Raw genomic sequence first — 13,536 nt, forward strand, 5'->3', positions numbered from 1 at the left:
CACCATGCAAGCCCCACGTTCCCTTCACCTGCTTCGCTTCGCGCCCGCCCTGCTGCTGGCCTGCCTGCTGTCCGCCTGCGGCGGCGGCGACGGCGGCGGCGGCTTCATCGGCCTGCCCGGCGCCGGCAACCCCGGCGGCGGCACGAATCCGCCGGCCGCCACCGAGCCGGTGAAGCGCTGCGCGCCCTGAGCGTCCGCTCCTTTGCGCACCGAAAGAATGCCCAGGACGCCACCACGATGACCGCCAACTCACGCCGCAAATTCCTCACCGGCACCGCCACCACCGGCGCCGCCGCGCTCGCGCTCTCGGCCTTTCCGCCGAGCATCCGCCGCGCCCTCGCGATCCCCGCCAACAACAAGACCGGCACCCTCCAGGACGTCGAGCACATCGTCATCCTGATGCAGGAGAACCGCTCGTTCGACCACTACTTCGGCACCCTGATGGGCGTGCGCGGTTTCGGCGACCGCTTCACCATCCCGCTGCCCAAGGGCATGAACGTCTGGCAGCAGAGCGACGCCAGCGGCAAGGCCATCCTGCCCTACCACCTCGACAGCACCAAGGGCAACGCCCAGCGCGTGAGCGGCACGCCGCATTCGTGGAGCGACGGCCAGAACGCCTGGGACGGCGGGCGCACCTACCAGTGGGCGCGCTACAAGACCAACGCGGCGATGGGCTACTTCAAGGAAGCCGAGGTGCCCTACCAGTTCGCGCTCGCCAACGCCTTCACGCTGTGCGACGAGTACCACTGCAGCATGCACACCGGCACCAACTCGAACCGCATGTTCCACTGGACCGGCACCAACGGCCCGACCGGCGCGGGCGTGGCCACGGTCAACAACGAGTGGGACTCGATCGACAGCTCGGCCAAGGGCTACGAGTGGAAGACCTATCCCGAGCGCCTGCAGGAGGCCAAGGTCAGCTGGATCGTCTACCAGAACATGCCGGAGAACTTCGGCGACAACCCGCTCGCGGGCTTCAAGCAGTACCGCCTGGCCAACGAGGCCTCGGGCAAGCCGGTCAGCAACGACGACCCCTCGCCGGTCTACGACCCGGCGAGCGACGACGCGCGCAACCCGCTCTACAAGGGCATCGCCAACACCATGGGCGACGGCGGCTTCCTCGAGCAGTTCCGCCAGGACATCAAGAGCGGCAAGCTGCCGCAGGTGTCGTGGATCGTCGCGCCGGCCACCTACTCCGAGCATCCCGGACCGTCGAGCCCGGTGCAGGGCGGCTGGTACATCCAGGAAACGCTCGATGCGCTGACCGCCGTGCCCGAGGTGTGGAGCAAGACCGTGCTGCTCATCAACTTCGACGAGAACGACGGCTACTTCGACCACTATCCCTCGCCCGCCGCGCCCTCGATCAACCCCGACGGCACGCCCGCGGGCAAGACCACGCTGCCGCTCGACGCGCTCAAGCCCGAGTACTTCAACCATCCGAAGCCGCCGGGCACCACCGGCCAGCCCGCGCCCGACGGCCGCGTCTACGGCCCCGGCGTGCGCGTGCCGATGTACGTGGTGTCGCCCTGGAGCCGCGGCGGCTGGGTCAATTCGCAGGCCTTCGACCACACCTCGGTGCTGCGCTTCATCGAGGCGCGCTTCGGCGTGAAGGAGACCAACATCAGCGCCTTCCGGCGCGCGGTGTGCGGCGACCTCACGAGCGCCTTCAACTTCGCGAACCCGAACAACGAGACGCTGCCCACGCTCGCGGGCCGCACCACGCGCAACGCGGCCACTCAGTTGCGCGACGACCAGGAGAAACTGCCCCAGGTGCCGCTGCCGCTCGACCCGCAGCTGCCGCGCCAGGCCACCGGCACGCGACCCTCGCGCGCCCTGCCCTACGAGCTGCACACCAGCGCGCGCAGCGATGCGATCGGCGGCAGCGTGCGGCTGATCTTCGCCAACACCGGCAAGGCCGCCGCCGTGTTCCACGTCTACGACCGGCTGCACCTCGACCGCCTGCCGCGCCGCTTCATGGTGGAGCCGGGCAAGACGCTCGACGACGCCTGGAACGCGGTCAGCGACGACAGCGGTTTCTACGACCTCTGGGTGCTCGGGCCGAACGGCTACCACCGCCACTTCAAGGGCGACCTGAGCCGGCTGCGCGCCGGCGGCACCGCCATCCCCGAGGTGCGCGTGTGCTACGACATCGCCAACGGCAACGTCTACCTCGAAATGCTCAACGCCGGCCAGGCCGCCGCGAAGTTCACGGTGCGCGCCAAGGCCTACCGCGACGACGGCCCGTGGAGCGCGACCGTCGCGGGCGGCGCCAAGGCCGAGCTGCATTGGGATCTCTCGTCGAGCGGCGCCTGGTACGACTTCGTCGTGAGCTGCGATGCCGACGCGAGCTGGCAGCGCCGTTTCGCGGGCCGCGTGGAGACCGGCAAGCATTCGGTCAGCGATCCGGCCATGGGCCTGGGCGATCTGTGAAGGAGGCACGCACCATGACCGACAACGCACGCCGCAAGTTCCTCACCGGCAGCGCCACCACCGGTGCCGCCGCGCTCGCGCTCTCGGCCTTCCCGCCGAGCATCCGCCGCGCCCTCGCGATCCCCGCCAACAACAAGACCGGCACCATCCAGGACGTCGAGCACGTCGTCATCCTGATGCAGGAGAACCGTTCGTTCGACCACTACTTCGGCACGCTCGCCGGCGTGCGTGGCTTCGGCGACCGCTTCACCATCCCGCTGCCCAAGGGCATGAACGTCTGGCAGCAGAGCGATGCCAGCGGCAAGGCCATCCTGCCCTACCACCTCGACAGCTCGAAGGGCAATGCGCAGCGCGACGGCGGCACGCCGCACGACTGGGCCGACAGCCAGAACGCGTGGGACGGCGGGCGCATGTACCAGTGGGCGCGCTACAAGACCAGCAAGGCCATGGGCTATCACAAGGCGACGGAGATCCCGTTCCAGTTCGCGCTGGCCAATGCCTTCACGATCTGCGATGCCTACCACTGCGCGATGCACACCGGCACCGACGCCAACCGCTCCTTCCACCTGACCGGCACCAACGGCCCGACCGCGACCAACACCGCCTTCGTGCGCAACGAATGGGACTGGATCGACGGCCGGCCCGGCTCGCTGGGCGTGGGCTACACCTGGAAGACCTACGCGGAGCGCCTGGAAGATGCGGGCGTGCGCTGGATCAGCTACCAGAACATGCCCGACGAATGGGGCGACAACATGCTCGGCGCGTTCCGCCAGTTCCGCAAGGCCAACATCGACTCGGGCTACCCGGTCTCCAGCGGCGGCGAGCCCAACAAGCCCTATGCCGACACCGGCCAGGCGCTGCCCTACAAGGCCTACGACCGCGCCACCGACGATGCGAAGAGCCCGCTCTACAAGGGCGTGGCCAACACGCTGCCCGGCACGAAGCCCGAGGACTACCTCGACGCGTTCAAGCGCGACATCCGCGAAGGCAAGCTGCCGCAGGTCTGCTGGATGAACGCGCCGTCGATCTACTGCGAGCATCCCGGCCCCTCGAGCCCGATCCAGGGCGCCTGGTTCCTGCAGGAGGTGCTGGACGCGCTCACCGCCGTGCCCGAGGTGTGGAGCAAGACCGTGCTGCTGATCAACTTCGACGAGAACGACGGCTACTTCGACCACCTGCCCTCGCCCTCGGCACCTTCGCCCAACGGCGACGGCAGCTACGCGGGCAAGACCACGCTGTCGGACTCGGCGATGGGTCCCGAGTACTTCACGCATGCCGCGCCGCTGGGCAGCGGCGGCCAGCCCAAGGCCGACGGCCGCGTCTACGGCCCGGGCCCGCGCGTGCCGCTGTACGTGATCTCGCCGTGGAGCCGCGGCGGCTGGGTCAGCTCGCAGGCCTTCGACCACACCTCGGTGCTGCGCTTCCTCGAAACCCGCTTCGGCGTGCAGGAGCCCAACATCAGCGCCTTCCGGCGCGCGGTGTGCGGCGACCTCACGAGCGCCTTCAACTTCGCCAACCCCAACGGCGAAGCGCTGCCCACGCTGACCGGCCGCGCCACTCGCGCCGAGGTCGACCAGATCCGGCGCAACCAGGAGGCGCTGTCGCAGGTGCCGCTGCCGCTCGATCCGCAGCTGCCGCGCCAGACCACCGGCACGCGGCCCTCGCGCGCCCTGCCCTACGAGCTGCACACCAGCGCGCGCACGGCACCGCTCGACGGCACGGTACAGCTGCTGTTCGCGAACACCGGCAAGGCGGCCGCGGTGTTCCACGTCTACGACAAGCTCAACCTCGCGCGCCTGCCGCGCCGCTACATGGTCGAGGCCGGCAAGACGCTCGACGACACCTGGATGGCGGGACGCGACAACAGCGGCTTCTACGACCTGTGGGTGCTCGGCCCGAACGGCTACCACCGCCACTTCAAGGGCGACCTCGGCAGCCTGCGCGCGAGCGATGCGGCCGCCCCCGAAGTCCGCGTGTGCTACGACATCGCCAACGGCAACGTCTACCTCGAGCTGCTCAACGGCGGCAAGAAGGCCGCGAAGTTCACGGTGCGTGCCAAGGCCTACCGCGACGACGGCCCATGGACCGCGACCGTGCAGCCCGGCGCCAAGGCCGAGCTGCATTGGGATCTTTCGTCGAGCGGCGCCTGGTACGACTTCGCCGTGAGCTGCGATGCCGATCCGATCTTCGCGCGCCGCTTCGCGGGCCGCGTCGAGACCGGCAAGCACTCGGTCAGCGATCCCGCGATGGGCATGGCCGACCTCTGAAGCACATGCATCGCTGAAGGCTTCCGAAGCCTTCCCACCAAGCCGGACACGGTACGCGCGAGCCCTTCGCGCGCTGCCTGTCCGGCTTTGGTATTCATCGCGCGCGCAGGCGCAACGCGCGCTTACACCTGGGCCTCGTTCTTCACTCGACTGTCATTGCCGCTTCCTACCGTGGCAGTGGCGGCGCGCTCCTCGTCGCCTCTTCACAAGAAAACACACCTGCGAGGATTTCCCATGCATCTCTTCTTCTCGCGCGCACGGCTGCTGCCGGCGCTGATCCTGGCCTGCACCCTCGCCGCCTGCGGTGGCGGCAGCGGCGGCGGCTTCGGCGGACTGCCCGGCACGGGCAACCCGGGCGACGGCGGCACGCAGAACCCGCCCGCCACCACGCAGCCCGTGATGCGCTGCGCGCCCTGATACAACGGCCCGAAAAACAACACGACAAGACCATGACCTCACGCCGCAAATTCCTAACCGGCAGCGCCACCACCGGCGCCGCCGCGCTCGCGCTCTCGGCCTTTCCGCCGGCCATCCGCCGCGCGCTCGCGATTCCCGCCAACAACAAGACCGGCACCATCCAGGACGTCGAGCACATCGTCATCCTGATGCAGGAGAACCGTTCGTTCGACCACTACTTCGGCACGCTGCAGGGCGTACGCGGCTTCGGCGACCGCTTCCCGATCCCGCTGCCCAACGGGCTCAACGTGTGGCAGCAGCTCGACGAGAACGGCAAGGTGGTGCTGCCCTATCACCTCGACGGCAGCAAAGGCAACGCGCAGCGCGTGAGCAGCACGCCGCACACCTGGGTCGACTCGCACAACGCCTGGGACGGCGGCCGCCTCTACCAGTGGCCGCGCTACAAGAAGGTCAGCAGCACCGCGCCCTACGTGCAGTCGATGGGCTACCTCGCCGAGGCCGAGCTGCCGTTCCAGTTCGCGCTGGCCAACGCCTTCACGATCTGCGACGACTACCACTGCGCGATGCACACCGGCACGCACGCCAACCGCTCGTTCCACTGGACCGGCACCAACGGCCCCACCGGCGGCAACGTGGCCTACGTGAACAACGTCAATGCCTGGAGCTCGACCGGTCCCTCGACCGAGGGCTACGAATGGAAGACCTATGCCGAGCGCCTGCAGGACGCGGGCGTGAGCTGGATGGTCTACCAGAACATCCCGAACAACTACGGCTGCAATCCGCTGCTGGGCTTCAAGAACTTCCGCAAGGCCAACGAGGCCTCGGCCAAGCCGGTCAGCACCTCGCTGCCGCAGGGCGCATCGCCGGCCTACGCGCCTGGCGACGACGTCGGCAACCCGCTCTACAAGGGCACGGCCAACACGCTGCCGGTGGCCGACCAGGCGGCCTTCGACGCGGGCGCGATCATGGATGCCTTCCGCGCCGACGTGAAGGCCGGCCGGTTGCCGGCGGTGTCGTGGGTGATCCCGCCCGACGTCTACTCCGAGCACCCCGGCCCCTCGAGCCCGGTGCAGGGCGCGTGGTACATCCAGCAGGTGCTGGAGGCGCTCACCGCCGTGCCCGAGGTCTGGAGCAAGACCGTGCTGTTCGTGAACTTCGACGAGAACGACGGCTACTTCGACCACGTGCCCTCGGCCTCGGCGCCCTCGCCCATCGCATCGGCCGACCCCTCGGTGAAGGCCTTCGCGGGCAAGACCACGATGTCCGACGCGGACCTGAGCTTCGAGTACTTCAACCATCCCAAGCCGCCGGGCATGACGCAGTCGCAGCCCACGCCCGACGGCAACGTCTACGGCCCCGGCATGCGCGTGCCGATGTACGTGATCTCGCCCTGGAGCCGCGGCGGCTGGGTCAACTCGCAGACCTTCGACCACACCTCGGTGCTGCGCTTCGTCGAGGCCCGCTTCGGCGTGAAGGAAGGCAACATCGGCCCGTTCCGCCGCGCGGTCAACGGCGACCTCACGAGCGCCTTCAACTTCGCCAACCCCAACGGCGAGGCGCTGCCCACGCTCGCGGGCCGCCGCACCAAGGCCGAGGCCGACCAGCTGCGCGCCGCGCAGCAGGCGCTGCCGCAGGTCACGCCGCCGGCCAACGGCCTGCTGCCGCGCCAGGCCACGGGCACGCGGCCCTCGCGCGCGCTGCCCTACGAGCTGCATACCAGCGCCAGGGCCGACGCGGCCGGCGGCACGCTGCAGCTGCTGTTCGCCAACACCGGCAACGCGGCCGCCGTGTTCCATGTCTACGACCGGCTCAACCTCGACCGCCTGCCGCGCCGCTACATGGTCGAAGCCGGCAAGTCGCTCGACGACCGCTGGAACGCGACCGCCGACAACGCCGGCCGCTACGACCTCTGGGTGCTCGGCCCCAACGGCTACCACCGCCATTTCCAGGGCGACCTCAACGCGCTGCGCGCCGGCGGCGCGGCCGTGCCCGAGCTGCGCGTGTGCTACGACATCGCCAACGGCAACGTCTACCTCGAGATGATGAACGGCGGCCAGGCCGCGGCGAAGTTCAGCGTGCGCGCCAAGGCCTACCGCGACGACGGCCCGTGGACCGCGACCGTCGCGGGCGGCGCCAAGGCCGAGCTGCACTGGGAGCTCGCGGCCAGCGGCCAGTGGTACGACTTCGCCGTCACCTGCGATGCCGATCCGGCCTACTACCGCCGCTTCGCCGGCCGCGTCGAGACCGGCAAGCATTCGGTCAGCGACCCCGCGCTGGGCTTGCCCGACCTCTGAGCCCGCATGCATGATCCCCCCGCGCCCACGGTGGCGCGGGAGATGTCATGCACGCCAAGGTGGTCCGGTACTTCGTCGAGGTGGTTCGCGCGGGTTCGATCCGCAAGGCGGCCGCGCAGCTGCACGTGGTGCCGACCGCGATCAACCGGCAGATCCTCAACCTCGAGGAGGAGCTGGGCGCGCCGCTGTTCGAGCGCATCCACAACACGCTCAAGCTCACGCCGGTGGGCGAGCTGGTGCTGGCGCATGCGCGCGGCACGCTGCGTGAGTTCGACGGCGTGCGCCAGCGCATCGAGGCCATGCGCGGGCTGCGCCAGGGCGAGGTCACGCTGGCCACCACCGCCGGCCTCGCCGACGCCTTCCTGCCGGGCGTGGTGCGGCGCTTTCGCGCGGCCCATCCCGGCATCCAGCTCAAGCTGCTGGGCCTGCCGATCGCGGCCGTGCTGCATGGCGTGCGCGAAGGCGATGCCGACCTCGCGCTGGCCTACGACGTGCCCGCCACGGCGGGCTTTCGCACCCTGTTCGCCAGTGAGTGGCCGATCGGCGCGGTGGTGCCGCCCGGCCATGCGCTCACGGCCCATGCGAGCACCGTGCTGGCCGAGTGCGTGGGCCATCCGCTGCTGCTGCCCGCGCCCTCGCTGTCGATCCGGCCGATCATCGATGCCGCCTTCGAACGCTCGGGCCTGAGCGCCTCGCCGGTCATCGAGACCACCTCCACCGCGCTGATGCGCCGCCTGGTGCGCGAGGGCGAGGGCATCACGCTGCTCAACCGGCTCGACGTGGCCGAGGAGATGCACGACGGCTCGCTGGTCTTCGTGCCGCTGCGCGACGCCACCCTGCCGGCCCAGACGCTCACGCTCGAGGCCCGCGCCGCGCAGTCGCCGAGCCCCGCGGCCGAGCTGTTCGCCAACCACGTGACGGCCTGCCTCGACGAGCTGCTCGCGCCCTGAACACGGCGCCGGCGGCCGTCCACTTTTTGTGCACGGGGCGCGCCATTTATTGACTTTGCGCGTTCGAAGGCATGGCTCCTAGACTGCCGCGCCGGTCATCGGCCGGAAGGAAAAGTCCCATGCTTTCGAACGACAAAAAGACCCCCGCAGGAGACGGCGAAGGGGTCGACCAGAAGCTTCCCCTCATGCGCTGCGGCGCGCTGAGCCTGCAGCACGTGCTCGTGATGTACGCGGGCACGGTGGCGGTGCCGCTGATCGTGGGCGGCGCGCTCGGCCTCTCGAAGGCCGACATCGCCTTCCTCATCAATGCCGACCTGCTGGCCGCGGGCATCGCCACGCTGGTGCAGGCCATCGGCTTCTGGCGCTTCGGCATCCGCATGCCGGTGATGATGGGCGTGACCTTCGCGGCCGTGGGCCCGATGATCGCCATCGGCATCGATCCCTCGCTGGGCCTGCCCGCGATCTACGGCGCCACCATCGTGGCGGGGCTGTTCGGCATCGCGCTCGCGCCGCTGATGGGGCGCGTGCTCGGCGTGTTCCCGCCGCTGGTGACGGGCACGGTCATCACGCTGATCGGCGTCTCGCTGATGGTGGTGGCGATCCACTGGGCCGCGGGCGGGCAGCCCACCTCGACGCGCAGCATCGAGGGCGTGGCGCATGCGGTGGCCAACCCGGCCTACGGCGAGCCGGTGAACCTCGCCATCGCCGCGGCCGTGCTGGCGGCGATCATCGCGATCACGCGCTTCGGCAAGGGCCTCATCGCCAACATCGCGGTGCTGCTGGGCATCGTCTTCGGCGTGCTGCTGTCGCTGGCGCTCGGCCGCATGCAGTTCGACGGGCTCGAGGAAGCGAGCTGGATGGCCCTGACCACGCCCTTCCACTTCGGCCTGCCGCGCTTCGAGCTCACGGCCATCGCCTCGATGTGCATCGTGATGCTGATCACCCTGGTTGAATCGACCGGCATGTTCCTCGCGCTCGGCGAGATCACGGGCCGCAAGGTCGACACCGACGCGCTCTCGCGCGGCCTGCGTGCCGACGGCCTGGGCACGGTGATCGGCGGCGTGTTCAACACCTTCCCCTACACCTCGTTCTCGCAGAACGTGGGGCTGGTCACGGTCACGGGCGTGCGCTCGCGCTACGTGGCGGCCGGCGGCGGCGTGCTGCTGATCGCGCTCGCGCTGTTCCCCAAGGTCGCGCACGTCGTGGCCTCGGTGCCCTCCTTCGTGCTCGGCGGCGCCGGCATCGTGATGTTCGGCATGGTCGCGGCCACCGGCATCCGCATCCTCGGCAGCATCGACTATGCGCGCGAGCGCCATGCGCTCTACGTGATCGCGATCTCCGTCGGCCTCGGGCTGATTCCCACGCTGTCGCCGAACTTCTTCCAGCACTTTCCGGCCTGGACCCATCCGCTGACGCACAGCGGCATCGTGCTCGGCACCGTCGCCGCGGTGCTGCTCAATCTCTTCTACAACGGCGTGCAGTCGAGGGAGCGTTCCTTCACACTGACGGCACGCACCTCGCACGGAACCGAATGACATGACTTCCTCCACCGCTTCCTCGCCCCGGCCGTTGCGCGTGCTGCGCCACGCCGACGTGCTCGTCACCATGGACGCCGCGCGGCGAGAGATCGCCGATGGCGCGCTGGTGATCGACGGGCCGGCCATCGCCTGGGTCGGTGCCACGGCCGAGCTGCCTTCGGTCTACCTCGAGGCGTTGCGCAGCGGCGGTGCCAAGGCCATCGACCTGCACGGCCACGTGCTGATGCCGGGCCTTGTAAACACGCACCACCACATGTACCAGAGCCTCACGCGCGCGGTGCCCGAGGCGCAGGACGCCGAGCTGTTCGGCTGGCTCACCAACCTCTACCTGCTGTGGGCGCGGCTCACGCCCGAGATGATCCACGTGTCGACCCAGACCGCGATGGCCGAGCTGATGCTCTCGGGCTGCACCACCACCAGCGACCATCTCTATCTGTTCCCCAACGGCGCGCGGCTCGACGATTCGATCGAGGCGGCCGCCACGATGGGCATGCGCTTCCATGCCGCGCGCGGCAGCATGAGCGTGGGCCGCAGCGCCGGCGGCCTGCCGCCCGACGAGGTGGTGGAAAGCGAGGCCGCGATCCTGCGCGACAGCGAGCGGCTGATCGATCGCTGGCACGATGCCTCGCGCCATTCGATGCGGCGCATCGTGCTCGCGCCCTGCTCGCCGTTCTCGGTCTCGCGCGAGCTCATGCGCGACTCGGCACTGCTCGCGCGCGAGCGCGGCGTGTCGCTGCACACGCACCTGGCCGAGAACGACAACGACGTCGCCTACTCGCGCGAGAAGTTCGGCATGACGCCGGCCGAGTACGCCGAGGACCTGGGCTGGGTCGGCCGCGACGTCTGGCATGCGCACTGCGTGAAGCTCGACCCCGCGGGCATCGCCCTGTTCGGCCGCACCGGCACCGGCGTGGCCCACTGCCCGTGCTCGAACATGCGGCTGGCCTCGGGCATCGCGCCCATCGGCGCCATGCGCCGCGCGGGCGTGCCGGTGGGCCTGGGCGTGGACGGCAGCGCCTCGAACGACGGCGCGCACCTGCTCGGCGAGGCGCGCCAGGCGATGCTGCTGCAGCGCGTGGGCCATGGCCCGGCCGCGATGACGGCGCGCGAGGCGCTCGAGATCGCGACCCTGGGCGGCGCGCGCGTGCTGGGCCGCGACGACATCGGCGCGCTCGCGCCGGGCATGTCGGCCGACGTGGTGGGCTTCGACCTGCGCGGCGTGTCGCACGCGGGCGCGTGGCACGACCCGGTGGCGGCGCTGGTGTTCTGCACGCCCGCCTCGGCCGCGCTCAGCATCATCGACGGCCAGGTGCGCATCCGCGAGGGCCGCTTCGTCGATCTCGAGCTGCCGCCGCTGCTCGCGCGGCACCGCGAACTCGCACGCACGCTGTACGAGCGCGCGCGGCATCCGCATACGGCCTGAGACGGCTGAGCTCCACCTGACCGGCGTGCGCTTTCGCCACGCCGGATGCGAACCTTCGCCCTAGGCAGCTACCCGCATTGCGGGCGTCATGCCTCGTCCGCAGAATCCGCTGGCTCGAATAGAACGAGCGTTCGATTTTGTCGGCCAGGGCGAGAACCATCGGCCGATGTTCCAGATGCACGACAACAACAGGGAACACCAGCGATGAAACGCAGAGAACTCCTCAAGGGCGCGGCCGCGGCCGGCACCGCGGCCGGATTCGGCAGCCTGCTGGTCGGCGCGCCCTCCACCGCCTCGGCCGCGCTGCCGGTGCCCAGGCCCACCTTGCCGCAGAAGATCGATCCGATCAGCGCCACCTTGCGCCGGCTCGAACTGGTGAGCCGGCAGGCCACCTACCTCTGGACCGAGTCGCACCTCAACCTCGCGGGCGTGCCGATGGGCACTGTCGTGCCGCCGGCCGAACTGCCGGCGCTCGAGCACCAGTTGCTGACCTTGTCGCGCGCGCTCGAGGCGGCCGTGAACTTCGCGGCCTCCTTCGCCACCAGCCCGCTCGCCAGCGGCAGCCTGCAGACGCTCGACAACCTGCGCACGCGGCTTTCGAGCCTGCAGGCGAGCTTCGCGCAGCTGCTGTCGCAGAACGCCGGCCTGCTCACGCTGCCGGCCGCGGCGCTTGCGCTGCTGGGCACGCTGACCGGCACCGCGGGCGACATCGCCACCCAGTTGCGCCAGGTGCACCACGACCTGATGACGCAGGGCCTGCTCGGCGGGCCGCGCACCGTGGCGCAGTACGACGCGCTGTTCGCGACCATCGAGAAGCCGTCGATCGCGCAGGTCTTCCGCGACAACGCGCTGTTCGCCTGGATGCGCGTGGCCGGCCCGAACCCGATGCTGATCCGCAAGGCGAGCGTGCTGCCCTCGAAGTTCCCGCTGACCGACGCGCAGTACCGGCAGGCCATGGGCAACGCCGACAGCCTCGCCGACGCGGCCGCCGAGGGTCGTCTCTACCTGCTCGACTACGAAGGCCTGGGCGACATGGCGCCCACGGGCCCGGTGACCAAGCCGCTGACCGGCACCGCCTATGTCTTCATGCCGGTCGCGCTGTTCGCGCGGCCCAGGGCCGGCCGTTCGTTGGTGCCCGTGGCCATCCAGTGCGGCCAGAACCCGGCGCAGCATCCGATCTTCCTGCGCGTGGACGACGCCTCGAACGCCGAGGCCTACTGGGCCTGGCAATCGGCCAAGACCACGGTGCAGGTGGCCGACTTCAACTACCACGAGATGTTCGTGCACCTGGGCCGCACGCACCTGATGTCGGAGGCCTTCGCGATGGCCACGCAGCGCCAGCTCGCGACCGCGCATCCGCTGAGCCGCCTGCTGTCGCCGCACCTCGAGGGCGCGATGTTCATCAACGAGGCGGCCACGCTGATCATCATGGCGCCGCTGACCACGGGCGACGGCATCCTCGCGGCGCCGATCGAGACCCTGCAGCGCGAGTGCGGCCGCGACCGCCTGGCCTACGACTTCCAGGCCAACCTGATGCTGCCCGACGAGCTGCGCGCGCGCGGCGTCGACAACCCGGGCGAGCTGCCCGAGTACCCGTACCGCGACGACGCGCTGCTGCTGTGGAACGCGATCGCGCAATGGGTGGGCGACTACGTCGCGACCTACTACCTCAGCGACACCGACGTGAGCGGCGACCACGAGCTGCAGGCCTGGGCCGTCGACCTCTCGACCCACGGCAAGGTGAAGGGGCTGCCGGCGATTTCCACGCGCGCCAGGCTGGCCGACGTGATCACGGCCATCGTCTTCAACACGAGCGCGCAGCATGCGGCGGTGAACTTCCCGCAGCTCTCGGTGATGACCTATGCGCCCTTCAGCGCGGGCATGGCCGGCACGCCGGCGCCCGCCTCGACGGCCGGCCAGTCGGAGGCCACCTGGTCGCAGATGCTGCCCGCGCGGCTCGCGGCGCAGGAGCAGATCCTGCTGTTCCACATTCTCGGCGGCGTCTACTACCGGCCGCTCGGCGAGTACAAGGACAACGCCTTTCCGCACCTGCCGGTGCTGATCGATCCGGCCATCGCGGGCCAGGGCGGGCCGCTCGAGCGCTTCCGCGCGGCACTGGCGAACATCGAGGCCACGATCAAGCAGCGCAACACGACGCGCTCGCGGCCCTACGAGCACCTGCTGCCGAGCCGGATTCCGTCGAGCACGAACATCTGA

General features: G+C 70.0%; 9 protein-coding genes. All 9 read left to right on the forward strand.

Annotated elements, in window-relative coordinates; genetic code table 11:
* The first annotated feature begins 4 nt into the window (after nt 1–4).
* The 9 genes from AC07RM_RS25725 to AC07RM_RS25765 all read left to right on the forward strand — a co-directional run bounded on the left by AC07RM_RS25725 (nt 5) and on the right by AC07RM_RS25765 (nt 13,536).
* Nucleotides 5–190 (forward strand): hypothetical protein, encoded by a 186-nt coding sequence (locus AC07RM_RS25725; RefSeq protein ID WP_208512533.1) that lies wholly within the window; start codon nt 5–7, stop codon nt 188–190.
* Between the two features lie 47 nt (nt 191–237).
* A complete protein-coding gene (locus AC07RM_RS25730; protein ID WP_495336365.1) occupies nt 238–2,430 on the forward strand; it encodes a phosphocholine-specific phospholipase C in 2,193 nt (730 codons plus the stop codon).
* A gap of 14 nt (nt 2,431–2,444) precedes the next feature.
* A complete protein-coding gene (locus tag AC07RM_RS25735) occupies nt 2,445–4,697 on the forward strand; it encodes a phosphocholine-specific phospholipase C (RefSeq protein ID WP_495336366.1) in 2,253 nt (750 codons plus the stop codon).
* 234 nt (nt 4,698–4,931) lie between these two features.
* Nucleotides 4,932–5,114 (forward strand): hypothetical protein, encoded by a 183-nt coding sequence (locus AC07RM_RS25740; protein WP_093355428.1) that lies wholly within the window; start codon nt 4,932–4,934, stop codon nt 5,112–5,114.
* A gap of 32 nt (nt 5,115–5,146) precedes the next feature.
* The gene (locus tag AC07RM_RS25745; RefSeq protein ID WP_495336367.1) at nt 5,147–7,408 is read left to right on the forward strand and encodes a phosphocholine-specific phospholipase C; all 2,262 of its coding nucleotides are present in this window, start codon (nt 5,147–5,149) and stop codon (nt 7,406–7,408) included.
* Between the two features lie 47 nt (nt 7,409–7,455).
* A complete protein-coding gene (locus AC07RM_RS25750; protein ID WP_495336368.1) occupies nt 7,456–8,358 on the forward strand; it encodes a LysR substrate-binding domain-containing protein in 903 nt (300 codons plus the stop codon).
* 119 nt (nt 8,359–8,477) lie between these two features.
* Nucleotides 8,478–9,893 (forward strand): nucleobase:cation symporter-2 family protein, encoded by a 1,416-nt coding sequence (locus tag AC07RM_RS25755; protein WP_495336370.1) that lies wholly within the window; start codon nt 8,478–8,480, stop codon nt 9,891–9,893.
* Between the two features lies 1 nt (nt 9,894).
* Nucleotides 9,895–11,319, forward strand: a complete 1,425-nt coding sequence (locus tag AC07RM_RS25760) for an 8-oxoguanine deaminase (protein ID WP_495336371.1) — start codon at nt 9,895–9,897, stop codon at nt 11,317–11,319.
* A gap of 204 nt (nt 11,320–11,523) precedes the next feature.
* Nucleotides 11,524–13,536, forward strand: coding sequence for a lipoxygenase family protein (locus AC07RM_RS25765; protein WP_495336373.1), 2,013 nt, complete (start codon nt 11,524–11,526; stop codon nt 13,534–13,536).

This window comes from Variovorax sp. GW821-FHT09B05, assembly GCF_059418265.1.

Coding starts and splice junctions, on each gene's coding strand:
- AC07RM_RS25725 (WP_208512533.1), top strand. CDS start 5: ATGCAAGCCCCACGTTCCCTTCACCTGCTTCGCTTCGCGCCCGCCCTG.
- AC07RM_RS25745 (WP_495336367.1), top strand. CDS start 5,147: ATGACCTCACGCCGCAAATTCCTAACCGGCAGCGCCACCACCGGCGCC.
- AC07RM_RS25740 (WP_093355428.1), top strand. CDS start 4,932: ATGCATCTCTTCTTCTCGCGCGCACGGCTGCTGCCGGCGCTGATCCTG.
- AC07RM_RS25765 (WP_495336373.1), top strand. CDS start 11,524: ATGAAACGCAGAGAACTCCTCAAGGGCGCGGCCGCGGCCGGCACCGCG.
- AC07RM_RS25760 (WP_495336371.1), top strand. CDS start 9,895: ATGACTTCCTCCACCGCTTCCTCGCCCCGGCCGTTGCGCGTGCTGCGC.
- AC07RM_RS25735 (WP_495336366.1), top strand. CDS start 2,445: ATGACCGACAACGCACGCCGCAAGTTCCTCACCGGCAGCGCCACCACC.
- AC07RM_RS25730 (WP_495336365.1), top strand. CDS start 238: ATGACCGCCAACTCACGCCGCAAATTCCTCACCGGCACCGCCACCACC.
- AC07RM_RS25755 (WP_495336370.1), top strand. CDS start 8,478: ATGCTTTCGAACGACAAAAAGACCCCCGCAGGAGACGGCGAAGGGGTC.
- AC07RM_RS25750 (WP_495336368.1), top strand. CDS start 7,456: ATGCACGCCAAGGTGGTCCGGTACTTCGTCGAGGTGGTTCGCGCGGGT.